Raw genomic sequence first — 26,684 nt, 5'->3', positions numbered from 1 at the left:
TGAGGCCATCGCTATCTCCTGAGCCTGTATGCGAACGCATGGTTCTCTCCGGCGTTGCAGCAGATGCTTGGCCCATGTGTGCGTCGCCTCCGACGCCGAGTAGTCGAGAACGGCGTCGCCGCGATTCCTCGATCGCCAGCTCGTTGGGCCAGGGGAATTTCGTCAAGAAAACGACTCAATGATGTTTCATGCTTCGGTTGAGTTTTGTAGTTGCACCTCATGATGGTTGTGTGTCTTTTAGGGCAAGCAATCATTGGCTGAACTGGCCATGGAGATCGTGATCGATCTGAGTCCTTCGGGTCTCGCCGGTCGCGATTGCGCGACAGTCTTCGCGAGATGAGTCCCATATGCGCAGCGCAACATTGATTTGACGCTTGGTATTATCGTGCCGAGCTGATATTTTCTCAAAGCAATCTTAAGTTGTCGGAGACGGTTGAATCGCACGGGCGGCAGTGCGTCGTGCCGCAGCCATGAAAGAGTATCGTGTAGGTTGGCCATTGGTTAGCGCATGAAGGATAGCGGTGTTCCGCTTATAGGAAGGGACCAGGAGTCGAACCGGCTTCGCGAGCTTCTCCCGAGCACGAATGGACGCGCTGTCGGCGCGGTCCTGATAGGAGAGGCTGGTATCGGCAAGAGCCGTCTGGTCGAGGCACTGGCCCTAACTGCGAAGCAGCGCGGTTTCTGTGTCGCGAGGGGGGCCGCCTACGAGATGGCCGAACCTCTGCCCTATGGATTGTTCGCCGACACGTTCTCCCAATGGGCTCGCGAGCAGCCGACACTCCTCAACCATGCTCGCAATGATATGATTCGGCCGCTGTCTCGCCTGGTGCCGGCGTTCGCGGCCGCTGCGGATCTTCCTGCTCTCAAAGGACTCTCCGGACCGGACGAGCGGTTTCGGCTGTTCGAATCCGCCGTTCATCTGCTTCATGCGGTTGCAGTCGAATCTCCACTGTTGCTCGTGCTGGAGGACTTGCACTGGGCCGATCGCGAATCCTGGTCGATGTTGCTGCATTGCTTACGCTCGACGCGATCTCTCCCCTTGCTAACCGTCATGACCCTCCGTCCCGACGAGACCGGTGGCGAGCCGCTGGAACTCAGTGCGATGGCGCGTGAGAGCGAACTTCACCGGATCGCGGTTCGGCCGCTCGAGCCTGCGGACACGATGCGCATGCTTGAGTCGTTGGCTGGCGAGCGGCTTCCCGCATCGCTTGCGACGGCAATTCATCGTGAGACTGGCGGCAATCCGTTCTATGTGCGCGAGCTCTTCAACCACCTCGTCGAGGAGGGAAGATTTCCGGGGCGCCAGGGCCAATGGCCCGCCGATCTCGTGACCAACGGTGTCGGCATCCCGGCCGGATTGCGTCCGCTGCTGTCGCGACGGTTCGCGCGGCTCTCGGGGCCGACCCTGGGGATGCTACGGATCGCTGCGATATTTCCGGAAGGCTTCGATCTCGGCCGATTGCAGCTTCTGATATCGGATTCCGAAGAGACGATTCTCGACCATATCGACGAGGCGATGAGGGCCGGGGTCCTCGTCGTGCGAGGTGATGGCTACGTCTTTGCGCATGCGTTGCTGCGGCGTGCCATGTACGACGAACTGAACCCCGACCGGCGAGCGATCTTGCATCGGCGCGCGGCGACGCGTCTCGCCGAGCTCGATGCCGATCCCGGAGAGATTGCACATCAGTATCACGCTTCACAGCGCATCGCGGGTGCCGAGATCGGCCGGGTCTTCGCACTGAAGGCAGCCGAGCGCGCGCGAGCGAACTATATCAGCGAGCACGAAGCTGCATTCCTTCGGATCGCTTGCGATCTCGCAGGCGATGCTGTCTCGGACGAGATGCTTCGTGATCTCGCGCTTGCCCAGGCCGCATCACTCGACGTCGAAGCCGCCGACGCGACGTCGCGCCTTCTGTTCGGCCGATGCTGGGAGCGGCAGCCATCATGGATCATGAGTTTCTTGGTGACGATTGCCCGCAGGCTGCGCGACGCCGGCGCTCCCACCGAGATGTGGCAGCCTCTGGTGGAGCGCGGACTGGAGGCCTGCGGTGCTCGCCGAGATTTGCACTGGGCCCGATTGGAGGTGCTCCGACAGCACTGGCGATGCCGATGGAATGACGGGACGTTTGAGACGATCTACCACGCGCCGGATCCGCGTGCGCTCGATCTCGTTCATCAGCTTGGAGACGAAGAGGACCGTGCCTCGGCGCTCGACCTGTATGCTCCTCGATCAATCGAACAGACAGAGCAGGTGCAACGTTGGGCCGCCGAATGGCAGAGTCCGGCGGCCATCATCCGGGCTCGAGAGGTCGTCACCCATGATTGGATCTATCGCCATGGACAACTCGCCATGGGGGTCGAAACTGCGCACGACCTGTTGCGGGATGCCAAGTGTTTCGGGTCGCTTCCTGGCCAGATCGAGGCCTTAACCTCTCTCGCGATTGCCGAGGCGAGCCTGGGCCATTTGACAAGCTCCGACGCGGCGCTGCGCGACGCGCGTGCGCTGGCTGTCCGACTGGGACCGTGGCACCGGTTGCATCTCGCCCTGGAGCTTTCCGCGGTCGCATGGCGGGCCTATTTGTATGGTGGCGACTGGACGGCAATCGGCAGAATCGCTTCGCGTGCGCTGCAGATCGTCAAGGATCATCCGGTGCGCCTTGGACAGATCGTGCTCGGCTTCGCCGCTCTGACTGAAGCGTTCTTGCCTGGCGAAAACGAATATGACGTTCGCATCGAGGCGCTGCTCCGATCCTTGGAGAACACAAATTGCGACAGACAACTGTCGGATGATGCACTTGGGCTCGGGGTCTGCGCCGCCTGGCAGCGTGAGGACGTCAAGCGCGCGCGCCGGTTCGAAGCGTTGGTCCGCGCTCCAAAACACGGAAGCACGATCGGTGCAGCCGGTGAATGCCGTGAATTCATCCTCGGACGTCTGGCCGCCCTTCAGGGTCACACGGTTGCGGCATGCACACACTTCGCAAAGGCCCGCGGCGACCTTGAGCGGGCAGGCCAGGTCTGCCTCCGAGCGCTCGTCGATCTTGACGAGGCGATCGTGACGGGAACCTCAGGCGACAAGCCGTCCTCGCATGCGCTGCTGCAGCGGGGACGCGAGCAGTTCGTAGCACTCGGCATGCGAAGCTGGCAGGAGCGTGTCGATCGAGCACGGATAGAGGGAGTCGAGGTCGGGCCGCGCAACTTATACGCGCGAGGCCCTGATGATCTTTCGCCGCGAGAAATGGAGATCCTCAGCAAGCTCGCTGCCGGCAGCCGCTCCAAGGCCATTGCCGCGGAACTACGCCTTAGTGTGCCGACCGTCAACAGACACATTGCGAACATATATATGAAGATCGGCGTGAGCTCACGCGCCGCTGCAACCGCTTACGCGATGAGACACCGTCTCAGCATGCTCCAGTGAACCAGTACACATCGATTGCATAGTTTTTATGATGGTGACGGCTGCAATGAGTGCGTAAGCTTACAGTGTGTAAAAAAATGACAGTCATGGGCGGACAACGAGTAGCAGGGCAAGGGTTCGACGTCGGGCGTCGCCGAACCCGTTCATGCGTGCTCGTCGGCGCGGTCGGAGCAATCCGGGAACAAGGCATACGCCTCTCCGGTGCTACGTCCGCGGCCGGCAAGTTGCGTCCGCCTAGGGTGGTTCAAGGGGACGTGGCATGCGTGATACAGACGGGGATATCAGCAAGGTAGACACCGCTTACACTAAGCTCAAGGACCTCGTCATCCACTATGATCTGGTCCCTGACAGCAAGGTCCGGGTGCTTCCGGGAGAGCATCTGCACATTGACGATCTGGCGGATCGCGTCAATGCGAGCGCAACGCCTGTGCGCCAAGCGCTGGAGCGCCTGCAAGGCGAGGGACTGATCGACAGCATCGCGAAGCGAGGCTTCTTTTCCAAGGTTCCGAACGCGTCCGAGCTGCAGGACCTGTATGAATTTGCCCGGCTGGTTCTTGAGCACAATATCACGAGGCCACTCGATCCGTCCTCGGTCGCGCGTCTCGGCCGGGGTTTGATGAAAGTGGAAGCCGTTGCAGTGGGCCACTCGGCAACGAAGTGCGTCAAACATCATGCGATGACCATCGAAAGCGTTTTCGAGCAGATCACGCAGCTGTCGCGAAACGAGCAGATGCTAAGAATGATGCGGAACTTCAATGATCGCAGCCGGTATGTCCGATGCCTCTCGATCCTGCAAAGCCCGGATCAAGGCGCCCAGGTACGCGAATGTCTCGAGTTGATTGAATTGCTCCGCGATCAAGATCCGAAAGGTGCGTGTGCCAAATTGGAAACGCACATGTGCCGGATGATCGTCGATCTGCCTGAGCTCATCAGGGAGGCCAGGTCACGCTGGACGATGGCCGCGGCCATATAGATCTCATTTTGACCGTAATGCCTGGGGCACATCGACCTTCGACCTGTAAGAGGGTCCAAGACTCCGGTTGCGGGTGAAGCTCTGGATCCGGCATGCGCGGGGAGAATTCGCGAGGTGACCGAAGCGTAGGTCAGGTCCATCATTCGAGCCCTGGCGTGAGCGGGAGTGTATCAATGTCGGCGTGGTTTTCGAGCCGACTGGAACTGCCGCGTGAGCTCTCAAGGGCTTGGCCGGTTATCGCGGCCATTGCCATCCTGGCAATCGTGGGAGTCGCGCTGCTGTCCTACCGATTGGCCCTGAGCGCTGGGCTCGCGCAGATGAGCCGCGATTCCGATGATCGGCTCACGTTGATCGGCAGCACGTTCGATGCAACCGTTGCCCGCTTCCGATATCTGCCCACGGTTCTTTCACTCGCCGACCCGGTGCGCCGGCTGTTCCGGACACCGGGCGACGAGGCAGTCGTCGAAGCAGCCAACCGCTATCTCAAGTCGCTAAATCAGGCCGCGGGATCGGCCGAGCTCTACGTGCTGGACACGGCAGGGGTGGCGCTGGCAGCAAGCAATTATGATGGAGCAAAGAGCTTCGTCGGGCATGCGTACGACTTTCGCCCCTATTTCCAGAGCGCAATCCGTGACGGGGAAGGGCAGCTCTATGCCGTCGGGGTGACGACCGGCCTGCCTGGTTACTTCTTGTCGCAACGGATCACGGAAGGCGAGCTTACGATCGGGGTCGCCGTCGTGAAGATCGATTTGACGCCGCTGGAAGCCGATTGGGTCAGGGCCGGTGATCTGGTGGCCATGGAAGATGAAGGAGGTGTGGTGATCCTGGCCAGCCGCGCGCGGTGGAAATATCACCCGCTGCGAACGCTGCCCTCGAGCGCGGTCGCGCGTCTCAACAAGTCCCGGCAGTTCGGCGACACGATCGAGAATGCCCCGATCCTGCATTCCTCGGCGGCATCAGGCAACGTATCGGTCGGACTGGGCGACGACAATGACGTTCACGAATATGCGCTGCGTGCGCGGCATCTGCCGGCGCATGGGTGGCAGCTCCTGATCTTCTCGGATATCGGAGACGCGCGACGGCATGCAATGACGGTCGCCGCCACAGCCGGTTTTGCCGTTCTCACAATACAGCTGCTTGGACTTGTAGCCTATCAATGGCGGCAATCGATGAAAGCCAAGGGCGAAGCGAACGAGCTGCTGGAACGAAGTGTTGCGGAGCGCACGATGGAGCTGCGCGAAGCCAATCGTCAGCTGACGAGTGAAGTCCTGGAACGGACGCGCACCGAACAGGAGCTGCGACAAACCCACGAGAGCCTGGTGCAGAGTGCGAAGCTTGCCAGTCTTGGACAGGCGCTGGCGGGGGTGGCGCATGAAATCAACCAGCCACTCGCGGCACTCACCACTTACATCGCAAGCAGCCGAGTCTTGTTGCAACGCAACGAGATCGAACGAACGGCCTTGAACCTCGACTTGATGTCATCCATAGCCGAGCGAATGATGGCATTGATCGGTCACTTGCGCATGTTCGCGCGCAAGGAGACCGGGGCAACCAGCAGAGTCGATGTCGGTGTGACACTTGGCAATGCGATGCGGCTTCTGCAGTACCGGATCAGAAATGAAGGTATCGAGGTTGTCCTGGACTTGCCCGCGGAGCCGGCTCACGTCGAAGCGAACCCGATCCGTCTCGAGCAGGTCTTCGTCAACCTGCTCTCCAACGCGGTCCAGTCGATGCGCGACCGCCCGCGCCGAGTTCTCAGCGTTTGCATCCGGCGTGCGGAGAGCACGGTTACGATCGAGGTCGCAGACACCGGCAGCGGAATCTCGGCGGATCACATGAAGTCGCTGTTCGATCCGTTCTTCACCACCAAGGAAATCGGTGAAGGGCTCGGCCTCGGTCTTTCAATCAGCTATGGAATCGTGAGGGAGCTCGGAGGCACGATTTCGGTTGAGAGTGAACTGCAAATCGGAAGCCGGTTTCGGGTGACCCTGCCGGCGCCGCCCGCGCCGACCTAGACCTATCGGGGTATGTGGATGAGCAAATCGATTCTTGTCGTCGACGACGAGGAGATCGTTCGCAGCTCGATCAGACAATGGCTGGAGCTGGGCGGCTTCGACGTGCGCACCGCCCGAAATGCGGACGAGGCGCTGTCGATGCTTCAGGCCGAGCTGCCCGACGTGGTACTGACCGACTTCCGGATGCCGCATCGATCCGGCATCGAACTGATGCGCGACGTGCAGCGCATCGATCCCGACATTCCGGTCATACTGCTGACTGCGCACGGCGACGTTGCACTCGCGGTTGCGGCCATGCGCGAGGGCGTCTACGACTTTTTGCAGAAGCCTGCCAACCCGGATCATATGTCTGCCGTGCTGGCGCGGGCGGCAGAACAGTCAGGATTGAAGCGTCAACTCAGGCAACTCACGAGCCGGCTCGGCGCCGAAGGTGAGCTGGAGCGACGTCTCCTCGGGACATCGCCCGCGATGGCCACGCTGCGAAAGTCCGTTGGCGAGCTCGCCGAGCACGACAGGGATGTGATCCTCTTCGGCGAGAGCGGCACGGGAAAGGAGGTCGTCGCTCGCGCACTGCACGACCTTGGTCCGCGGGCACGAGCTCCTTTCGTTGCGGTGAATTGCGCGGCCGTCCCCGCCGAGCTGTTCGAGAGCGAGTTGCTGGGTCACGAGGCGGGAGCGTTCACCGGCGCACGCGGGGCTCGCATCGGGAAGTTCGAACATGCCAGCGGCGGAACCCTCCTGCTCGATGAAATTGAAAGCATGCCACACGCGTTTCAGGTCAAGATCCTGCGCGTTCTCCAGGAGCGCGTGGTCGAGCGGGTGGGATCGAACCGGCTGATCCCGATCGACGTCCGTGTGATCGCCGCCGCGAAGGCCGATCTCGCGGCCGACAGCCGCAGCGGCCGCTTTCGTGCCGATCTCTACTTCCGCCTGGCCGCGGCGGAGATCCGTCTGCCGCCGCTGCGCGAACGGGGCAACGACGTGCTGCTGCTATTCCAGCATTTCGCCGCGGAAGCCGCCCGGCGCAGCGGCCGTGACTTGACCCCACTCGGAGCCGAGGATTTCGATGCGCTGCTGACCCATGACTGGCCAGGCAACGTTCGGGAATTGAAGAACGTGGCTGAACGCTACGCGCTCGGCCTGGCCGCAACGGGTCGCCGCGTCGCGGAAATTCTGCGGCGGGCCGAGGGAGCGGGCGCAAGACGCTCGCTCTCCGAGCGTGTCGCAGCTTATGAGCGCATGCTGATCGAGGCGTCTTTGCTGGAGCACAACTGGTCGGTTGTGGCGGTTATGGAAAGTCTCGGCGTGCCACGGCGGACGCTCAACGAAAAAATGGCAAGGTACGGCTTGCTGCGACCCAGCCGAACCTCCTGCTAGGCACGAGGCGGATTCCCGCTCACACGCCGACGCGGATCGGCGGAATTCCGCTGAGCGCCGCGAGCCCGTTTCACGCGGGGCGCAATGCAACCATCTGAAATGGCTTTGTTTGCCGGCGCGGTCGGCGGCCGCGGCCGGCTGGCACGCGGGTTGCTCAGGCATGAGCACGATTGGCCTTAGAGCCTAAGAAAACGTGCACTCGGAGGACGCCATGAATTTTGAGCGAGCTATCAACCCCACCTTCGTTGCGGCCGCCGATGAAGCATGCCGTGACGGCCTTAGGATGGGTAGCCGCTTGCGCGCGATCTTCGTGGGCTCGATCGGAAATCTGGTGGAATGGTATGACTTCTACGCCTATGCTGCGTTTGCGTTGTATTTCGCCAAATCGTTCTTTCCTGAGGGCGACGAGGTCGTGCAGCAGTTGAACGCCGCGCTGCTGTTTGCCGCCGGCTTTCTTGTCCGCCCGCTCGGAGGCTGGCTATTCGGCCATTTTGCCGATCATCATGGCCGCCGCAATGCCCTGACCTTGTCGGTCTTGATGATGTGCTTCGGCTCTCTGATCATCGCCGTGACGCCCACCTATGCGTCGATCGGCTTTGCGGCGCCGGTCCTGCTCGGTTTCGCGCGAATCGTGCAGGGAATCAGCCTTGGCGGTGAATATGGCGCCAGCGCAACTTACCTGAGCGAGGTCGCGGACGAAAAGAACCGCGGATTCTATTCCAGCTTCCAGTATGTGACTTTGATTGGCGGCCAGCTCTGCGCGATCGTCGTTCTCCTGGTCTTGCAGAAGGTGCTTCTGACGGAGGAGCAGCTTCGGGGATGGGGCTGGCGTATTCCGTTCGTGATCGGCGCGCTGCTGGCCGTCGTGGCCGCCGTCATGCGCCGCAATCTGCACGAAACGGATGTATTCACCCGCGCGAAGTCGGCAAGACAGGGGAGTTCGCTGCGTGCGCTGGGTCACTTCCGACGTGAAGTCCTGCTCGTTGTTGGACTAACCATGGGCGGGACTGCGGCCTTCTACACCTATACCACCTACATGCAGAAATACCTGAAGCTCTCCGTCAAGCTGACCGATGATCAAACGACCATGGTCACCGCCTGTAGCCTTATCTTCGCGATGGCGCTGCAGCCGCTCTATGGCGCCCTTTCCGATCGCATCGGACGCAAATGGCTGTTGATCGGGTTCGGACTGGGCGGAACCCTGTTCACGATTCCGCTTCTGAACACGCTGCAGGGAGTCCACGATCCGTTCACCGCATTCCTCCTGATCGCGGCGGCGTGGCTGATCGTATCCGGCTATACCTCGATCAATGCGGTGGTCAAAGCCGAGCTTTTCCCAACTGCAATTCGAGCAACGGGCGTAGCACTGCCATATGCGTTGACCGTTTCGATCTTCGGCGGCACGGCAGAGTCGATCGCGCTTTGGTTCAAGTCGATCGGTCACGAAAGCTGGTTCTATTTCTACCTCACCGGCTGCATTGCGACCTCTCTTGTCGTCTATCTCGCCATGCGCGACACCCGGCGGCACTCGGCGATCGATCGTGAGCAGAAAGCGAGATGAGCGGCGCGTCGCATGAGCGCGCGACGCGCCGCGCAGCCTTCGGCTCAAGCCCGCCGGATCAGCAATCCTCGCGCAGCAGGTATCGATATGGACAGCGAATTCAATCGAGTCGATGTTGCCTACGCCCGAATCAAGGAATTGGTCACACATTACGAGTTGACGTCGGAGTCGAAGATCATTTTGCCAGGCGAGCACCTGCGCATCGACGAGCTTGCTGACTACGTCAGGGCGAGCGCGACACCGGTGAGACAAGCTCTCGAGCGTCTTCATGGCGAGGGGCTGATTGATATCGTTCCGAAGCGAGGCTTCTTCTCGAGGGTCCCGGACGCAGCGGAGCTGCAGGACCTCTATGAGTTTGCTCGGCTGGTACTCGCGTATAATCTCAGGAAGGCTTTGGAGTCGTCGTCGGCCGTACGCTTTGGCCGAAGCGCGATGAGAGTGGCGGCGCTTCCGCCCGCGAATTCGGCAAGGAATCGCGCCAAGCATTATGCTGCCGCCATCGAGGGTGTGTTCGAGCAGATCGCGCAGATATCGAGGAACGAGGAGATGCTGCGAATGATAAAAAACTTCAACGACCGCAGCCGGTATATTCGATGCCTCGTCATCTCCCAAGACGCCGATCCGGACTCCGAGCTCCGTGACTGTCTTGATATCGCGGACGGCGTCCGCAGCCAGAACGCCGCGCGCGCGTGCGCGCGCCTGGAAGCCCACATGCACCGAACGATCGCAAATTTGCCAGAATTGATACGGGAGGCCAGATCGCGCTGGGCCATTGCCGCCGCTGCAGGCTGAACCATCCCACCTGGTGGTCTCGCACTCACGGCGCCCGCGAAGTTCGACGGTCGATCGTTGCCATCGATCGAGCTGGTGGGTCGTTTGCGTTCGTGTGGACTGGCAAACTGGTCTTTAGCTGCAGTCTCGTGCCGACCTTACTCGACGTTTGCGGACGTGTGCGGCCGACCGCAAGGAGCCGCTCCTGATAGTTGCGCTCGAACCGTTCACGGTCGACGAGCAGCGGCCGCGCTTTGAGGGCTACCTCAGCATCCCGGGCATCCAGGCCCTGGAGCGCTATGAGGAAGTGGAGCTAAGCCGGTATTGATGAACTACAAAAGATCCGCCGGGTATTCGAGGAGGTGCGGCCTTATGGCTCGCTCGATGCCGAAGCCGCCTACAAGAACGCTGAGCTTGCCCGCGAAGCGGCTGGCAGCCGGGTCAACCGCGCCAGCCGCGCGCTCCAGCTCGAGACCGAACTGCGCATCGATTCGGGCCGCCGCGCCGACCGCTTCGCTGGCGGCTCTCGGGCGCAACCGGGCGGCGCGCAATCGTCAACAGGCAGCAAGGGTGCGGCATGATATGCGGCAGGTCGTGCGCCGCAAGCGCACGCGGCATCTCATTGAACTCGGCGGCCTCGTCGTCAAGGCTCGTGTCGTGGACTTGACCGGCGATGATCGCGGACCGATCGCCGCTCGGGATCATCGCGGCCGTGCCGGTCATGGATGGTCAGAACAGGGTCGAGAGCGCGCGCATCCTGACGATGAACGCAAAGGCGCGCGAGATCCTGCGGCAGGACCCATCACGTTTTCAGATTCACACCATCGGCGAACTGATCCGACATACCAGCAATCCGCTGGGCTGGACGGTCGTCAAGACCGTGCAGGATGGCCAGGCAACGCGGATCGACTATCACAGCCCGGACGGTGAGCTGTTCTCGATGGTGATCGAATATGTCGCCCAGATCGTCCTGATCTCCCTGGCGGAGCTGAACCGGTCGGAACAGCCGGAGATTGAACAGCAGCCGGAGGTGAGGACAGCAACCCGCTTCGCACGGATGATCGGGCTGAGCTGAGATCGGCAAGTCGTCTGCGCGCCGCCTCGCGCAGACGATGCTCAGGAGCCGTCCGCCGATCTCGGGATGGTCCAGGCGCTCCAGGGCCGCCCCAACGCCGTTGGGACGGTGTTTCTAGAATCTGTCCTGGCCACCGTAACTTGGTGCCGTTCAATGTTGACCAACGACCCTGTAACGCCATCTTACAAGAACTCCACCCGAACTAACTACGTCGACTCCTTCGACCGAGAGTCGTTGTGGCAAGCGCGGCGTAGGCTTGCACGGAGCTCTCCGGCGCAAGGGTCCTTCAGTCGAGGCAACCTCAGTCCGCCTTACGACGAAGCTTGCGCTGTAGTTCTCGCTCATGCTCGCATATTCTTCGGCGACCCCGCCGCGCCTGCTTGGTGCGCTCGGGATGTGAAAGTAGTATCGGGACGGGAACGTTATCCCGGAACGTCCTAATCCATGACGGGCCCGGCTCTTTGAGAACCAGCGCTTTGATCTGAACGATCATCGGTCACTGCTCGTCGTGCAACATCCAAGACGACCTTGATTTCGCAAATCGGGTCGTTGAGGTGTCGACCATGCCGACCCGCTGCGTCGGCGTTTCGCCGAGCGTCACCACCATCAAGGGTACCGATGAGCGCAGCATGGCCCACGACCTACGAACCGGCGATCGCGAGGGCTTGCGTATCAGCCATTGCTGGCATTCCGTCGTCCGGCGAGCCCGCTGGCCGAGCGCTGCGACGGCGTCCGCCCCGATACGGTAGGGCATCTAAGGCCGACCGCCTGCGTCGTTCGTTAGGGATCACAGCGCCAACCGGCCCGGGAAGCCGCTCTCGCACGACGTGGGCGCCGCATCCTTAGTGCGTTCCACGACCACGCGATTTCGGCCCGCCGTCTTGGCTGCGTAAAGCGCCTTGTCTGCGCGGTTGACCAGATCGAGGAGCTTGTCGCGCGGATCGTCGAGAGGCGCGAGCCCGATGCTGACGGTCACGCGTTCGCTGCCCGGCAGCCAAGTCCCGACGTTCGACACCGACCGTCTCACCTGCTCGGCCACGTGTTCGGCCGAGGTCTTGCTCAGGCCGATCAGCGCGACGCAAAACTCTTCACCGCCGTAACGGCCGACCAGATGCGGCCCGCCGCAGAATGTCTGCAACTGGTCGGAGAGCCCGACCAGCACCTTGTCGCCGAAGGCATGGCCGAACCGATCGTTGATCCGCTTGAAGTGGTCGGCGTCGACCATCATGAAGACGAACGGACGCCGAGTGCGGATTGCTTCGGTCAGCAGTGCTTCCGCCTGTTCGAAAAAGGTGCGACGGTTGAGACAGCCGGTCAGAGGGTCGCGCGAGGCAAGATATTGCAACTCGAGATTCTGATCGGAGATATGCCGCTGTGCCTTGCGCAGCTCCTCGACCGAGGCGCTCAGCCGCATATTGGTTTCATGCAAGGCCGTCACGTCGGTGAACGTGACGATGGCGCCGCGTGCCGTCCCGCTGCCGTCGAGGATGCGGGTCGCGTTGACGACGAGCCGGTGCATGCCGCCGCCGGCATCGCGAATGCTCAGCTCCGCGCCGAGCACCGGATGCTCATGTTCCAGGGCGACACGCCACGGCAGATCGCTTGGCGCAACCGGAGCCGCCACCGACGAAAGCCACGGCAATCCGCTGGCCGGAGAGCCGAGCTCAAGCTCGCCACCGGTCAGAACGTTGTGTTTGAAAGCCCGGTTTGCGAGCAGTACGCGCTCGTCGTCGTCAATGATCAGCACGCCCTCAGCGAGGGTATCGAACGCCGCCTCGATCCGCTTCGGAATCGTGCGACTCGGATCGAGCTCGCGCAGGGCGCGGCCAAGCACCAGGTAGAAGCCGGCAAAGCCCGTAACCGCCATGAATCCCACGAACGCGAACAGGGCCGGCCCCAGATCGAGCGGGTTCGCTCCGCTGGTGAGCGGCCTGAAGGCGATCTCGATCCGACCGGCAGGCGTGTCATCATTGAACAGCGGCACCTGGATATGCGTCGCGGTCGACTTGCCGTCGGGCAGCTCGCGCCAGTGGGTCAGGTGGCGATCGGATCCGGCGAGGATATTGCCATGCGCGTCGCGGATGGCAATGGAGAGGATGGCTGGGCTGCGGCTGACCACGACGTCGATCGTGTCCTTGATCGCGGCCGTGTCATTGCGGCTGGCGAGGACGGCGAGTTGCACCGCCAGCGCGGTTGCGGTGACGCCGCGCTGCTCCAGCTCGGCTCTCTCCTCGTTTGGCAGCAAGCCAAGCGAGGCGGCGACGAGAATTAGGCTGACGGTCAAGGATACCAGACCGAGGCTGAGCTGGAGTTTGGGGGACAGCCATCGCTTCATCACGTGATGTCCGCGAGCGATCGACCGGCTCCCTGGCCGCCCTCGAACATCGCATCAACCTCGGATGTGGCGCGGGTCCTTTCCGTCCTCCGCGGCCGCAGCACCACCATCAAAGGATCGAAGCCGCGCCACAGCGGGACCGAGGCCAGGAACGCGGCGAGCAGCGTCCCGCCGCGCAGCAGCCAAGCGATGAAGCCGACGGTCAGGACCGAGCTTGCGGCCGCAATGGTGAATTCGGCGGCCCTCAATGACCTCGCGGCGGAGCGGGCCACACGCGAAATTTCCTCGGCAATGGTGGTCGCGAGCGCTTCGCGATTGAGGCGCGACAGCGCAAGATCGACCATGCTTCGGGCTGGCGCAGGCGCGATCGTGGTGGGCGGCGCGGATAAGATCGGTGGCTCGGGGGCAGCTTGGGCGGGTTGGCTCGGCGGCGGCACGGGTGCGGCGGCCGGCGGAGCCGCAGCGGCATGCTCGGCTGCGGACTTTGCCGGGCCGGCTGCAGGGCCTTGGCCTGCCGAACCCTGGGAAGCGCTCGAGGCAGAGGCCGCACCGCCCAAGCCGCCATGGCCACCTCCAGCACCGCCGCTGGTCCTTCCATTGTTCACTGACTCAGCTGCGGCTCCAAAGCCGTTCAAGACGCCGGAATCGGGCGTGGAGGACGGCGAGGGCGGAATCAGAGCGGGCGTCGATGGGGCCGGAATGAGATCCGTGTTCGCGGACGATGAGCCATTCCCGGCCGTCCCGGGCGCGGCAGCCGCAAACAGGTAACGATTGCCCGGCGCACTCACGCTCCCCGGCGGCACCGACTGGTAGGTCGCGTTCCAGATCGCAGGATTGCCGCTGTCCAATCCGCCGAAACTGTCGGCGCCGGGTGCGGCCGAATAGATCAGCCAGCGGCCGGACGTCGCGCTCACCGCGCCGCTGCCGGCATTGTTGATGAAGGCACGAGCTGCCGATAGGACCGGGCTTGCGGCGACCACCGCGCTGCCGCTTGCGATCGTCAGGTCGCCGGCCGAGAGGATCGTCGCGTTGGCGCTGGCGCTGATTCCGCTGATCCCCTGTACCGCACCGATGGTCAAACTCTGTGCGTTGTTGAAGGTGAGCGCGCCGATACCGCTGGCGGCAAGCGTGCCGACAGTGTTGTCGGCGCCAAGCACGTAGCTCGTTCCGCCCGACAGCCGCAGCGCCGTAGCAGCGATGGCGCCGCCGATCTGGCTCACCGCACCAGTGTCACTGATCACCACCGGCGCCGCGCCTGAGGTGATCGTGGCGCCGAGCCGGTCGCCGCCGCGACCGTCGAGGATGAGGGTGCCGGTGCCGTTGTTGGTGATCGCAACCCCGGCTGCAGACGTGTCGATTCCGACAGCCGAGGCGGACGAGGTGCTGCCTACAAGGGTGACCGCGCCCGAGTTGGCCGTAATGGCGTTGCTACCGCTGGCGACGAGGCCGGATCCGGTGCTGCTCGTCCCCCTCAGCTGCAGGTCGCCTGAGGTCGTGAGCGTGCTGCCTTGATCGATCGTCACTCCGGCCCCGCTGGTGCTCGTGCCGGCGAACGTCACGGCGGTTCCGCTCAGATTGTCGATCGTGGTGCTGCCCCGCAAATAGATGCCGTTGCCGCTGGTCGAGCTGCCTGAGATCGACGTGGTGCCGGAGGAGGTCACATTGGCGTTGACCGCGACGCCGCTTCCGCCGCTACTCGTTCCGCTGATCGACACAAGCCCCGAGCCGCTGGTGGCGAGCGTCCCGCGCAGTTGCAGGCCATCAGCGGACACCGAAGTGCCTTGCAGGATCAAAGCGCCGCTCGTCGCGGTCAGCGTGTTGCCTCCGTTGGCGACCATGCCGACATTGCTGTTCGAGGTGCCGGTCAGCGTCACACTTCCCGTTGCGGTGAAGCTGGCGAGCGATGCCAACACGCCATAACCCGTGCTCGACGTTCCAGCCAGCGACATGGTGCCAGATGTAGTTACAGCAGAGAAATTCCGGAACTGGAGTCCGTAGCCGGACGGATTGAATCCCGAAATGGCCAGCGTGCCAGCGCCGGAATTGCTGATGGCGTCGGTGCCGGCAAAGAGCACGCCGGCGCTCCCGCTGTTCGTCGGCCCCGTGTCGTTGGAGGTTCCAGTGATGGTCAGCGATCCGCTGCCCGAGTTACTGACCGTCGCACCGGAGAAGTAAGTGCCGACCGTCGAGCCCGACCCGCTCGTGGCGGTGGAGATGCCGCTGACGGCGACGTTCCCGCCCGTTACGGCGAGGCTCGAGGCTGATCCAAAGCTGACGCCGTCGCTCGCCGTCGAGATGCCCGCGAACGATACGTTGCCGGACACAGTGTTCGTCCCGGTGAAGTTCACGCCAAAGCCGCTGTTTGACGTGCCCGAGAACGTCGCCGTGCCGGTCCCCTGGTTATCGATGGTCGTGGCGCCCTGGAAGAAGACGCCGCTGCCGGAGGTCGAGCTGCCTGCAAAGCTCGGCGTGCCGTTCAGAATCGTGACGATGTTGCTGCCTTTGAACGACAGGCCTTCACCGCTTCCCGACGACCCGTTCAGTGAGACGGAGCCCAGGGTGGTCAGATTGCTGCCGGTATTGAAGCGGATGCCACGACTGGCGCTGGGTGTGCTGCCGATCAGCTGGAATGTGCCGGTCCCCGCGTTGGTCAGCGCCAAGGTGCCGTTGCCCTGATCCCAGACGCCATTCGAACCCGTCGAGGAGCCGCTCAGCGTGAGATTGCCCGAGTTGCTGGTGATCGCGGAGCCGTTCAGGTACAGGCCGTAGGAGGTGCCGGTGTCGGTGCCGGAGATCGAGATGTTGCCCGACGTCGTCAGGTCGGAATTGATGGCCGCGCCAAATCCCCCTCCCGCGCCCGCAGCCGAACTGCCTGAGATCGAAAGAGCTCCCGTCCCGGAATTGGTCAGCGTTGTTGGTGTGGCGGTAAAGAAGACGCCGATGCCGGTGGTACTGGCTCCGCTGACGGTAAGGTTTCCGGCAGTGTTGGTGACGAGGTTCGAGCCTTGGAATTCGACACCGTTGGAGGTGATCGATGTGCCGGTGAGCGTGACCGTGCCCGACGTGGTCAGGCCCACGCCTGAGTTAAATGCGATGCCCTGGGATCCGGATGAGGTCGTGACCGTGCCGTTCAGCGCGAGCGTGCCGCCACCAGAGTTGGTGAAGGTGTTGTTGCCACTGTTGATCGAGAATCCGACGTTGGATGACGTCGTCCCGCTCAGGGTCAGACCACCGGAATGATCGGTGATGGTGTTGTTGCCCAGCAGATAGACGCCGACACTGCTGTTCGACGTTCCGGTGATGCTGACTGCGCCGGCGGTATCCAGACTCGCACCGGCCTGCAACACGAACGCCGGCAACGTGGGGCTGCTTCCGCTGATGCTCAACGTGCCGCCGCCGGTGTTGGTGATGGCGTTCGATCCGGCGAATACGACCCCGTTGCCGGAGGCCGAGGTGCCCGTGAGCGTCAGAGCGCCGACGTTGAGGGTGCTATTGGCCAGCCAGACAGCCGCGTTGCTCCCCGCCTGAACTGCGGACCCGGTCAGCGCGCCGCCATTCGTGTCGATGGTTGCGCCGTTGATAACGAGCGAGCCCGAGCTTCCGGACGCAGCCAGATTGACGTTGAGGGCTCCGCCGGTGGCCGTGATGCTGCTGCTGACATTCACGTCGCGGCCGGCCGACACCGAGAATGTCCCGCCGCCGCTGGTGCTGATGCCCGCATTGACGTTGACGTCACGCGCGGCGTTCAACGTCAGCGAGTGGCCGCTGGCCCAGGTCACGGCGTTCGCCACGGTGATGTCGCCGCTCTGTGACCCGCCGCTTCCGGTGTCGACGGTGACATTTGCCGTCGCCAGCGCGCCTTGCAGCGTGGCGACCGACAGCACCGAGCTGTTGCCGGTCGGCGAGTAGGTGTTGCCGCTGCTCGACATGTTGCTATCGGCCGCGGTCGAGATGGTCACGTCATAGGGGTCGAGCAGCAGCGTGCCGGTCTTGCCGCCCGTGGCGGTCAGGTCGACACTGCCGCGGAAGTCCAGCAGGCCGTGGCTCGAGACCTCGGCGCCGCCGCCATTGCCGCCATCAGCGCCGGTCGCAACGACGCTGCCGCGGAAGTCGGTCGTCTGCTCCGACCACAGCACGACCTTGCCGCCATCGCCGGCACTGCCTTTCGCCGAGATGGTCGCGCCCTGCGCGACCGAAGTGGTCTCGGCCGTCGGCACGTCATCGGCGACCAGCTTCGCGGACGGATCCCGGCCGCCGCGCATATCGCCGCCGATCAGCACCTTGCCGCCGCTCTTGCCGTCGGCGCTCACCTTCGCGGTCGCGGTCAGCGCAACCTTCTTCCCGGTCACCACGATGGTGCCGCCGGCATTGCTGCGGCCGCCATTGGCCGCAAGCCGTCCTGATATGGTCACCGCGCCGCTTCCGCCGCCGAGCACGATGCGGCCGGAGCGGCCCGACAGCGAGCGGGCGCTGAGCACGCCGGACACGTTGACCACGTCGCGCACGGCCTGCTGGGCCGCCGCCGCCTTGATCTCGATCGCGCCGCCCGCCGCCTTGATCCTGCCGGCGATGTCGATGATCGCCTTGCCATCGGCGGTGGTGGACTTGGTGGGAAGCGCGACCTGCAGGAAGCCGTCGCCTGTCGGATTGAGCGTGATCGCCTCTCCGGCGCCGAGCCCGACGCGGCCGAGCGGCACGGTGATCGTGCCGCTGTTGGACACGGTCCCGCCGATCAGCCCGACAAATGCACCGCTCGCGCCGGAAATCGCGCCGGCATTGCTGACGGCGGCCGAAGCGCCCTTGCCGGTGAAGATCAGGCGGCCGGCGTTGAAATCGGCATTGCCGATGTCGAGCGTCGAGGCCACGAAGCCGCCGCCAACCTGCACCGACCCAGTTGGCGTGATTGCGATGCCGTTGGGATTGACCAGGAACACCTGCCCGTTTGCGCTGACCTGGCCGGCAATGGTCGAGGTCGTCGTCCCCGTGACCCGATTGAGGATGGCTGCGCTCGAGTTCGGCTGGACGAAGTTGACGCTGTTTCCGGCACTGACAGAGAAGCTGTTCCAGTCGACGATCGCCCTGGAGGATGTCTGGTTGATCGTGAGGGTATTGCCCGCCGGCGCGCCGATCGTGGCCTGACCTGACACGACGCTGCCGCCCTGCGGCAGACCGGCCTGCGCCAGCGCGCGCGATGATATGGCGAGCAGAGAGGTGCAGCCGAGCAAGAGGGCAGCGCGTCTGCGCCATCCGCTCGCCGCTCGCGCGTTTCGTGCGTGGTCGAACGCGCGCATCAGAAGCTCACCGTGCCCAGGACATTGGCCCGCCAGCCCTGCCGCACGCCGCTGACGTCGGTGAAGCCGCGCGCGATCTCGACTGCAAGGCTCGCATCGGCGGAGCTGCCGGGAATGCTGACGCTGCTGCGGACGCCGGTCCCCACGGCTCCCGCGTTGAGGGCGGCTTGTTCGACGGCCGAGGGACTCGCGATCCAGCCCCGGCCGCCGGCTGCAAACAGATAGGGCGATGCGGCGGCCCCCGTGCCGAACGCATTGAACACGAACGGGTAGGCCAGCTCTCCGCGCAAGGTGAAGCCCTCATCGGCATTCAACGTGCCGGACGCGAAGGCAGACAGCGCGTCGCTTCCGTCGAGCGACAGCTGCTCGGAGCGCAGCATGGCCTTGCCGCCGGTGATCTGGCTGGTGCCGATGACATCGAAGCGGAAGCCGGCGGGCAAAGGTTGCGACAGGCGCGCGGTGGCCGCAAGCTTGACGAAGTCGGGCGTCGCGCCGATCCGCGACAACGGCACGCGCGAGGTGATCGCGTCCTCGGCATTGCGTCCGCCGAGCCCCTTCGAGAGCTGCGCTCCGAGCTGCAGCCCTGCCTGCGACGGCAACGTCGTGGCGTAGTCGATGCCGCCGCGAAGCACGCGGTAATGATCGTGGCTGAGCGCCACCCCGAAATCCGGCGCCGAGATCTGCTGCTCGACATCCTCGACGGCGAGGTTGGCGTAGAGCGACGCCTTTCGCGACAGCCCGATCGGCCCGCGCAGGCGTAGCGCGAACCGGTCGAAGCTGCCGAGCGAAGCGGGGGCGCCGGGCGTCTGCTTCGTGACCGTCCGCGAATGCGTGTATTCCGGATTGACCGTGATGCCGTCCGCTCCGATCGGCACGACGGCCCCGCCGCCGTAGAGCGAGACCGGCGCGTCGCCTGCCGAGGCCGCACGCAAATCCGTGCTGAGTCCGGCCGTGCCGTAGATCTGCTCGCCAGCGCCGAGCGCGCTGTTGAGCGCCAGCGTGCCGCGCAGCTGCCAAGTGCCGAGCGAACGCGACAGGCGATCGTCGGCTCCGGCCGAGCCCGAGATCAGCCGATGCTCGCCCTCGAGCACGAGCCGTACCCCGCCTTCGCGCGTGCCGCGCACCAGGGTGCTGCGCAGCCTCAAGCCGGGAACGTCGCCCGCGATCAGCAGCGCACGCTCGATCTGTTCGGTCGTGAGATGCGGCCGCCCCAGGAGCAAGTTGGTCCGGCCGGCGACCACGTTTCGCACGCGCTCAGGAAGCGTATTGACGTCGATCGCTTCGATGAAGCCGTCGATGACAACAAGGCGAAGTGTCCCGCCGTCGACCAGCTGTTGCGGCGGCACGCTGACCCGCACCAGCGGATAGCCGGCGCGCGAATAGAGGCCTTCGAGGTTGGTCGCGAGCGCATAGATCTGGGCAACGCTGACACGTTGGCCCTTGACGCGAGCGATCAGGGGGTCGGTGAGCGTGCGAAGCTCGGGAAACGCGCCATCGAGCTGCGCCTCGCCGACCACGACGGCCATGGCTGCGTTGCCGGGCGGCACGGCCGTTTCCAACGGCCCCGGTAGTCGCAACGGCTGCTCGCCCGCCGGGAATTGAGGTCGCAGGCTCGGCGGAGTCACCTGACTGGGAGCTGCGATCTGGGATAGCGCGGACGAGGAGTACATCAGCGCCCCGATACTGGCTGCGGCACATAGAAGGGAGCTGACAGGCTTCGCCATATGCCGCTTCGACTCATGTCACTCCGCGAGCCAACGGTGTTGTCCGAGGCGCGCGCACTTCTTTCAGCCCAACGACCTAAGCGCTTCATGCTTAATGGGACGTTGAAGTGGAGCTCTCTGCGGGGCCAGCCAGTAATTCCACGGAGCGATCATGAGCCAGCCAGCGCCAAGCCGTCCTCCTCGCCGACAGGTACACGCTCCATGAGACGCACGGCTATTCCGCAGCCATGATCTCATTGGGACTTCGGCTTCGTCAATTTCGGCGAGGCGGCCGAGATAAAGATCGACACCTTCAACTTCACCCATTACGGCCTTGTCTACGGCAGGGTGCTGAGCGTCTCGCAGGACGCCGGCGCCCTGGCCGAGACCGGCGTTAGGCGCCGCGAACAATCCGCAGATGTAAGCCTCACTAAAGTGCAGTTTGATTGACCATTATGCCATATTTGACCACCCGGCGATTGAGCGATGGGCTGGGGCGCGTGGTCGTGTCCCCGGTGGTGGTGTAGCTCGGTAGAGCAAAGCCGCTCGGACGCGCGCCTCCGATAGCGCCGTAGCGGGCGGGCGGCTTTGCGGTGGTCACCGGCAGTTCTCCGGTAGGATCGGGTTGCGACACGCCAACGCAACCGAGGAACCACCGATGACCGACGAAATGATGAACCTGCGCACGCTCGTGGATAAGACCCCCGAGCGCCTGGCCCAGCGCAACGGCCATCGCGACCGGACCTGGGAGACTCGTGCCGGCACGGTCGAGCTTCGCATCCCCAAGCTGCGCAAGTGCTCCTACTTCCCCGGCTTCCTGGAGCCGCGCCGGATGGCCGAGAGGGCGCTCACCGCCGTGGTTCGGGAAGCCTATGTGCAGGGCGTCTCGACCCGTTCGGTGGACGATCTGGTGCAGGCCATGGGCATGACCGGTATTTCGAAGAGCCAAGTGAGCCGGCTCTGCGCGGAGATCGACGACAAGGTGAAGGCGTTCCTCGCCCGTCCGATCGAAGGCGACTGGCCGTATCTGTGGATCGACGCCACCTACGTGAAGGTGCGTCAGAACGGGCGCATCGTGTCGGTCGCGGTGATTGTTGCGGTCGGCGTCAATAGCGATGGCCGACGCGAGGTGCTCGGGATGGACATCGGTCCCTTTGAAGCCGAGACGTTCTGGACCGCTTTCCTGCGCAAGCTCGCCCGCCGCGGCCTGCGCGGTGTCAAGCTGGTCGTGTCCGACGCCCATGAAGGTATCAAGGCCACCGTCGCCAAGGTGCTCAACGCCAGCTGGCAGCGGTGCCGCGTGCACTTCATGCGCAACGCGCTGGCGCATGCCGGCATGAGCGGCCGGCGCGTGGTCTCCGCCTTCATCGCCACCGCCTTTGCCCAGGACGATGCCGAGGCTGCACGAGCGCAGTGGCGGACGGTCGCCGATCAACTCCGCCCCAAACTGCCCAAGCTTGCTGGCTTCCTCGACGAGGCCGAAACCGATGTGCTGGCCCATATGACGTTCCCACCGCAGCACCGGACCAAGCTGCACTCGACCAATCCGATCGAGCGCCTCAACGGCGAGATGAAGCGCCGGACCGAGGTTGTCGGCATCTTCCCCAATGAAGACGCCATCGTCCGCCTCATCAGCGCGATCCTGCTTGAGCAAAACGATGAATGGGCCGTCCAGCACGCCCGCTACATGACACTGGAAACAATCGCGCCGTTGAGCGATGATCCCACCGTCAGCCTTCCGGCGATCGCCAGCTGACCTGCCCAGCTCTCCCCGGCGAACGCGCTGCCCCACCGCTAGCTACACCACGCAATGGGACACGATCCCGACGCATCGATATTGCCGCCCGACAAAATCACCCCGACCTTCTTTCCGGCCAAGCGGGCGCGCTCTTGCAAAAGCCCGGCAAGCGGAGCGCCACCCGCGCCATCGGCAACGTTGTGCGTAACCGGAAAATAGGAACGCACCGCTTCGGCGAGGTCGTCCTCATACCAGCAACCCGATTGGACCAGCTAGCTAGGGCTGCTGCGACGGTGGCACGCGACGATCAGAATGCTCGCCGGGGATATTGAGCAGGGCCGGGAGAGAATGCGCTGCGGACCGATGCGCAGGCGAGGCAAAAGCCAGCAGGCTGTCCAACCGCGTCACGGGACCAAGCCAGGACTGGCGCACCCGACACGATTCGAACGTGTGACCTTTGCCTTCGGAGGGCAACGCTCTATCCAGCTGAGCTACGGGTGCGTACGGCAAATCGTTTAGCCGATTGCCTGGGCGACGGCAACGGCCTTGGATGCTCCCCGGACCAGGCGGACGGGCCGCTCGCGCCGCGAGGCGCGGGGGCAGTTCGGCGGGGTGCGCGGCCGGACCGCTCCCGCCGACCCGCCTTACGCCGGCACGATGGTCTTGCCGATCGGCCACAGCGCCAGCCCGGCGAGCTTCAGATGGGCCCAGGCGAAGGGCAGGCCGACGATGCTTACCGCGAGCACGATTGCGGTCAGGAGGTGGCCGAGCGCCAGCCACCAGCCGGCCAGTACGAACCAGATGATGTTGCCGAGCAGCCCGAGAACGCCGGTTCCGACGTCTTCCATGCCGGTGAGCTGGTCGCGGCGGACGGCGCGCGAGCCGAACGGCAGCAGCGTATAGGCGGCGATGTTGAATGCGGCGCGGGACCAGGGCAGCCCGACGATCGTGATCGCCATGACGACCGCGGCGACCAGCCAGCCGAACGCCATGTAGGCGCCGCCGCACAGGATCCAGAGGATGTTTAGAAGCATGGAAACCGGCTGCATGACGACCTGCCAACTCCGTTGTTGCCGCTCCGGATATAGGAACGCGGCGCCAAGGCCGGTAGCGGGCCGGTCGTCGAAATCTGCGTGGCCTCGCGCCGCAGGCTCGGCCGGGGCGGCCAGGCGTTGACGGCGCCGCAAAGCCGGCTCAGCCGGCGGCCTGCAAGCTCCCTGCCGCCGCTTCTGGACCGAACAGCTTGCGCAGCTCGGCCGCCGGCTTCGGGGCGCTGAACAGGTAGCCCTGCATCTCCGTGCAGCCGAGCTGGCGCAGCGCCGTCTGCTGCGCCCCGGTCTCGACGCCCTCGGCCGTGGTCGTCATGTTGCTGGCGGTGGCGATGCTCACCACCGCCTGGACGATCGCCGACGAGCTGCCGGCGCCGATGTCGCTGACGAAGCAGCGGTCGATCTTGATCTTGTCGAACGGAAATCGCTTCAGATAACTCAGCGACGAATAGCCGGTGCCGAAATCGTCGAGTGCGATACGCACGCCCATGTCGTGCAACTGGTGCAGGATGCCGAGCGCGACGTCGTCGTCGCTGATCAGCACCGCCTCGGTGATCTCGACCTCGAGCCGTTCGGGCGCAAGACCGGCCGCCGACAGCGCGCCTGCGATCCGCAGCGCCAGGGTCGGCGATTTGAGCTGCACCGGCGAGACGTTCACGGCGATGCGGATGCCGGCGGGCCAATGCGCGGCCTCGGCGCAGGCGGTGCGCAACACCCAGTCGCCGATCTCGTTGATGAGCCCGGTGTCCTCGGCGAGCGGAATGAAGTCGAGCGGCGGCACCATCCCTCGCTCCGGATGACGCCAGCGCAACAGCGCCTCGCAGCCGGTCATGACGTTCTCGCTGAAGCCGAGCAGCGGCTGGTAATGCAGCTCGAACTGGCCTTCGGTGATCGCCCGGCGCAGGTCCTGCTGCAACTGCAGCCGCGCGCGCGCGGTTTCATCCATCGCGGGCTCGAAGAAACGGAAAGTGCGGCGGCCGCCGGCCTTGGCGGCATACATTGCGAGGTCGGCATTCTTGGTCAGCTGGTCGCGCTCGACGCCGTCATGGGGCGCCAGCGCGATGCCGATGCTGGCATCGGTCGACAATTGGTGGCCCAGGCATTTATAGGGCTTGCGGATCGCGTCGAGGATCTCCTTTACGGCCACGATGACCTCGTCCCGGTCCGCAACGGTGGTCAGCAGCACCGCGAATTCGTCGCCGCCGAGCCGGGCCACCATATCCTCCGGCGCGAGACAGCTCTCGATGCGCCGCGCGATCGTCTTCAACAGCTCGTCGCCGACATGATGGCCGAGCGAATCGTTGATGCCCTTGAACTCGTCGACATCGATATAGAGCAGCGCGAAGAAGGTGCCGTGGCGCGCGCGTTCCAGCTCCTCGTCGATGCGCTCCTGGAACAGCACGCGGTTCGGCAGCTCGGTCAACGCGTCGAAATGCGCGAGATGGGCGATCTTCTCGTCGGCCAGCCGCCGCTCCGTGGTGTCCTCGATCACGTTGATCAGATAGCGCGGCCGCTGCGCATCATCCGCGATGGCGATGCGCCGTGACGTGATGTAACGCAATCCCAGCCCCGGACTCTGCCAGGGATGTTCGGCGAGAAACAGCCCGTCCGACTGCTCCAGAGCCCGGTCGTCGTCCGCGGTCACCTTTTCCGCGACCGGTCGCGGCAGCAGGTCGAACGCCGTCTTGCCGACGATGTCCTCGCGCGGCACGCCGAAGCGCTGCTCGGTCGACTGGTTGACCAGTACATAGCGCCGGTCGCGGACGTCCTTGACCATGATGTGCGACGGGATGTGGTCGATGATCTCGCGCAGGAATGCGTAGTTGCGGTCGCGCTCCTGCTCGAGCCTGCGATGCTCGCTGATGTCCTCGATCGTCGTGACCCATCCGCCCGAGGCCAGCGGCTTGTCGATGATGTTGAAGAAGCGGCCGGCTCCGCCCTCCGCGATCATCTGCGACGTGCCGCCTGCCGCGGCTCTGTCGATGATGTCGGCGCAGAAGTCGGTCACGTCGCCGTTGAAGGATCCGCGCGCCTTGCAGTGCGCGATGACCTCGCTGAGGTGGGCGCCGGGCCTGATCACGTCCGTGGACAGGCCGAGCAGGTCGATGAAGCGCTGATTGAACATCACGACGCATGCGTTCGCGTCGAACGAGATCAGCCCCTGCGTCATGTTGTCCAGCGCAGTCTCGACCCTTTGCTTCTCGGTCTCCAGTTGACGCGTTGCCGCACGCCCCTGTCGCACGATCTGCCGGATCATCAGGGTGAACGTCACGGCGATGACGGCGATCGCAAGCACCGCCGCACCCACGATCAGCACCATCTGCGATCGCCAGTCCGCGAGCGCATCGTCGACCGGCCTATTGGCCGAGATGACGAGCGGAAAGCGCCCGATCCTGGAAGCCGACGCGATCTTCTCCAGGTTGTCGACGGAGCTCGTGAGCAGGGTCGTGCGCAGGCCGCTCTCGGCGACCCCCTTCAGCAACTCGTCGTTCCCTATCCTGGCGCCCATCAGGGATTCGGCGTGCGGGTAGCGCGCCAGCACGGCGCCGTCGGAATGGACCAGCATGATCGACGAGCCCTTCCCGAGAGCCATCGATTCCAGGAACGTCTCGTAGGTGTGCGGATCCACGCGGCGGGTCAGCAAGCCAAGGAATTCCCCGTTGGCGCCGTTCAGGCGATGCGCGACGATGGTCGCCCAGCCGCCGGTGACGCGGCTCATGACCGGCAGGATCACGAAGCTGTCCGGCCGCGATGCCGATTGCAGGTCCTTGAAGTAGGAGCGGTCCGCGACGTTGATGGGCGGCAGTGGGTCGCTGGACGACCAGTTCACGAAATTGCCGTCGACGTCGACGATCGTGAGGTCTCCCATATAGGACAGGCCGCTGACCTGAGAGCGCAGCATCTCGCTGATCTCGGGTCTTGCCATCTCGGACCGGAACGCCTCCGGCGAACCGATCGACTCGAGCTGCATGCGGCGGATCGCATGCGAAACCGCGGTCTCGGCGTCTTCGAATTGCTGCGCGAAATGCCGGCTCAACAGCAGTACGGTGTTTTCGAGTTCGCGTTCGTTGTTGGCGATCGCACGCGCCCGAAAGCCGCTGGCCATGACGATCGTCCCGATGACGATGGCTGCGATCAGAAGCGCTCCGCACGCGATCAGCCATGGCACTGGACCGCGCCAGAGGGACGTGCCAATCCATTCCGGCTCGCTACCGCCGGTCCCTGACGTGTCTGCTGCGCCTTGCATGCCTTGATCGACCCGGGAGGAAATGACTTGTTGCAAGCTCGCTTGATAACAAGGCACTGGTGCCGGTCCGGTTAGGAAATGCGGTTAGCCGTCGCTTAAGCGCGCGTCGAAACTTCGCGGCAAACGATAATTTC

At 64.1% G+C, this 26,684-nt stretch carries 13 protein-coding genes, 1 tRNA gene and 2 pseudogenes; 10 read left to right on the top strand and 6 right to left on the bottom strand.

Features of this window, described 5'->3' with window-relative positions; translation table 11 throughout:
• Positions 1-508 precede the first annotated feature (508 nt).
• The 9 genes and pseudogenes from QX041_RS19585 to QX041_RS19545 all read left to right on the top strand — a co-directional run bounded on the left by QX041_RS19585 (position 509) and on the right by QX041_RS19545 (position 11,187).
• Positions 509-3,415: a helix-turn-helix transcriptional regulator gene (locus QX041_RS19585; RefSeq protein WP_315825601.1), complete on the top strand. Its 2,907-nt coding sequence runs from the start codon at positions 509-511 to the stop codon at positions 3,413-3,415.
• Positions 3,416-3,674: 259 nt separating this feature from the next.
• Entirely contained in the window at positions 3,675-4,388 is a 714-nt protein-coding gene (locus tag QX041_RS19580; RefSeq protein WP_315825600.1) for a GntR family transcriptional regulator, read from the top strand.
• A 173-nt stretch (positions 4,389-4,561) separates the two neighbouring features.
• Complete coding sequence (locus tag QX041_RS19575; RefSeq protein ID WP_315825599.1) at positions 4,562-6,403, top strand: ATP-binding protein; 1,842 nt, start codon at positions 4,562-4,564, stop codon at positions 6,401-6,403.
• An 18-nt stretch (positions 6,404-6,421) separates the two neighbouring features.
• Entirely contained in the window at positions 6,422-7,780 is a 1,359-nt protein-coding gene (locus QX041_RS19570) for a sigma-54 dependent transcriptional regulator (protein WP_315715081.1), read from the top strand.
• 283 nt (positions 7,781-8,063) lie between these two features.
• Positions 8,064-9,341: an MFS transporter gene (locus QX041_RS19565; protein ID WP_316166460.1), complete on the top strand. Its 1,278-nt coding sequence runs from the start codon at positions 8,064-8,066 to the stop codon at positions 9,339-9,341.
• Positions 9,342-9,353: 12 nt separating this feature from the next.
• A complete protein-coding gene (locus QX041_RS19560; protein WP_315715082.1) occupies positions 9,354-10,133 on the top strand; it encodes a GntR family transcriptional regulator in 780 nt (259 codons plus the stop codon).
• 302 nt (positions 10,134-10,435) lie between these two features.
• Positions 10,436-10,627: pseudogene (locus tag QX041_RS19555) on the top strand (conjugal transfer protein TraA); the annotation flags it as partial.
• A gap of 67 nt (positions 10,628-10,694) precedes the next feature.
• Positions 10,695-10,793 (top strand): annotated as a pseudogene (locus tag QX041_RS19550) (conjugal transfer protein TraD); the annotation flags it as partial.
• 82 nt (positions 10,794-10,875) lie between these two features.
• Entirely contained in the window at positions 10,876-11,187 is a 312-nt protein-coding gene (locus tag QX041_RS19545; protein WP_316166470.1) for a hypothetical protein, read from the top strand.
• Positions 11,188-11,974: 787 nt separating this feature from the next.
• On the opposite strand, the gene QX041_RS19540 is transcribed toward QX041_RS19545, so the two are convergent.
• The 3 genes from QX041_RS19540 to QX041_RS19530 are packed head-to-tail and all read right to left on the bottom strand — an operon-like array spanning position 11,975 to position 20,360.
• Positions 11,975-13,522, bottom strand: coding sequence for a diguanylate cyclase (locus QX041_RS19540; RefSeq protein WP_315715083.1), 1,548 nt, complete (start codon positions 13,520-13,522; stop codon positions 11,975-11,977).
• Entirely contained in the window at positions 13,522-18,813 is a 5,292-nt protein-coding gene (locus QX041_RS19535; protein ID WP_316166309.1) for a filamentous hemagglutinin N-terminal domain-containing protein, read from the bottom strand. The genes QX041_RS19540 and QX041_RS19535 overlap by 1 nt, the downstream gene beginning before the upstream one ends.
• On the bottom strand, positions 18,813-20,360 hold the full coding sequence (locus tag QX041_RS19530; protein ID WP_316166307.1) for a ShlB/FhaC/HecB family hemolysin secretion/activation protein: 1,548 nt from the start codon (positions 20,358-20,360) through the stop codon (positions 18,813-18,815). Before QX041_RS19530 ends, QX041_RS19535 begins: the two co-directional genes overlap by 1 nt.
• An 814-nt stretch (positions 20,361-21,174) precedes the next feature.
• Between QX041_RS19530 and QX041_RS19525 the strand changes: the two genes are divergently transcribed.
• Positions 21,175-22,272, top strand: coding sequence for an IS256 family transposase (locus QX041_RS19525; protein ID WP_316166305.1), 1,098 nt, complete (start codon positions 21,175-21,177; stop codon positions 22,270-22,272).
• A 406-nt stretch (positions 22,273-22,678) separates the two neighbouring features.
• On the opposite strand, the gene QX041_RS19520 is transcribed toward QX041_RS19525, so the two are convergent.
• The 3 genes from QX041_RS19520 to QX041_RS19510 all read right to left on the bottom strand — a co-directional run bounded on the left by QX041_RS19520 (position 22,679) and on the right by QX041_RS19510 (position 26,550).
• Positions 22,679-22,755: transfer RNA gene (locus tag QX041_RS19520), tRNA-Arg, on the bottom strand.
• A gap of 143 nt (positions 22,756-22,898) precedes the next feature.
• A complete protein-coding gene (locus QX041_RS19515; RefSeq protein ID WP_315715111.1) occupies positions 22,899-23,303 on the bottom strand; it encodes a YccF domain-containing protein in 405 nt (134 codons plus the stop codon).
• Between the two features lie 145 nt (positions 23,304-23,448).
• Complete coding sequence (locus QX041_RS19510; protein ID WP_315825575.1) at positions 23,449-26,550, bottom strand: EAL domain-containing protein; 3,102 nt, start codon at positions 26,548-26,550, stop codon at positions 23,449-23,451.
• Positions 26,551-26,684: the final 134 nt, after the last annotated feature.

The sequence above is a fragment of the Bradyrhizobium sp. SZCCHNRI2009 genome, from assembly GCF_032485115.1.
In the GTDB taxonomy this organism is placed as follows: domain Bacteria; phylum Pseudomonadota; class Alphaproteobacteria; order Rhizobiales; family Xanthobacteraceae; genus Bradyrhizobium.
This window is presented reverse-complemented; position numbering and strand designations above follow the sequence as displayed.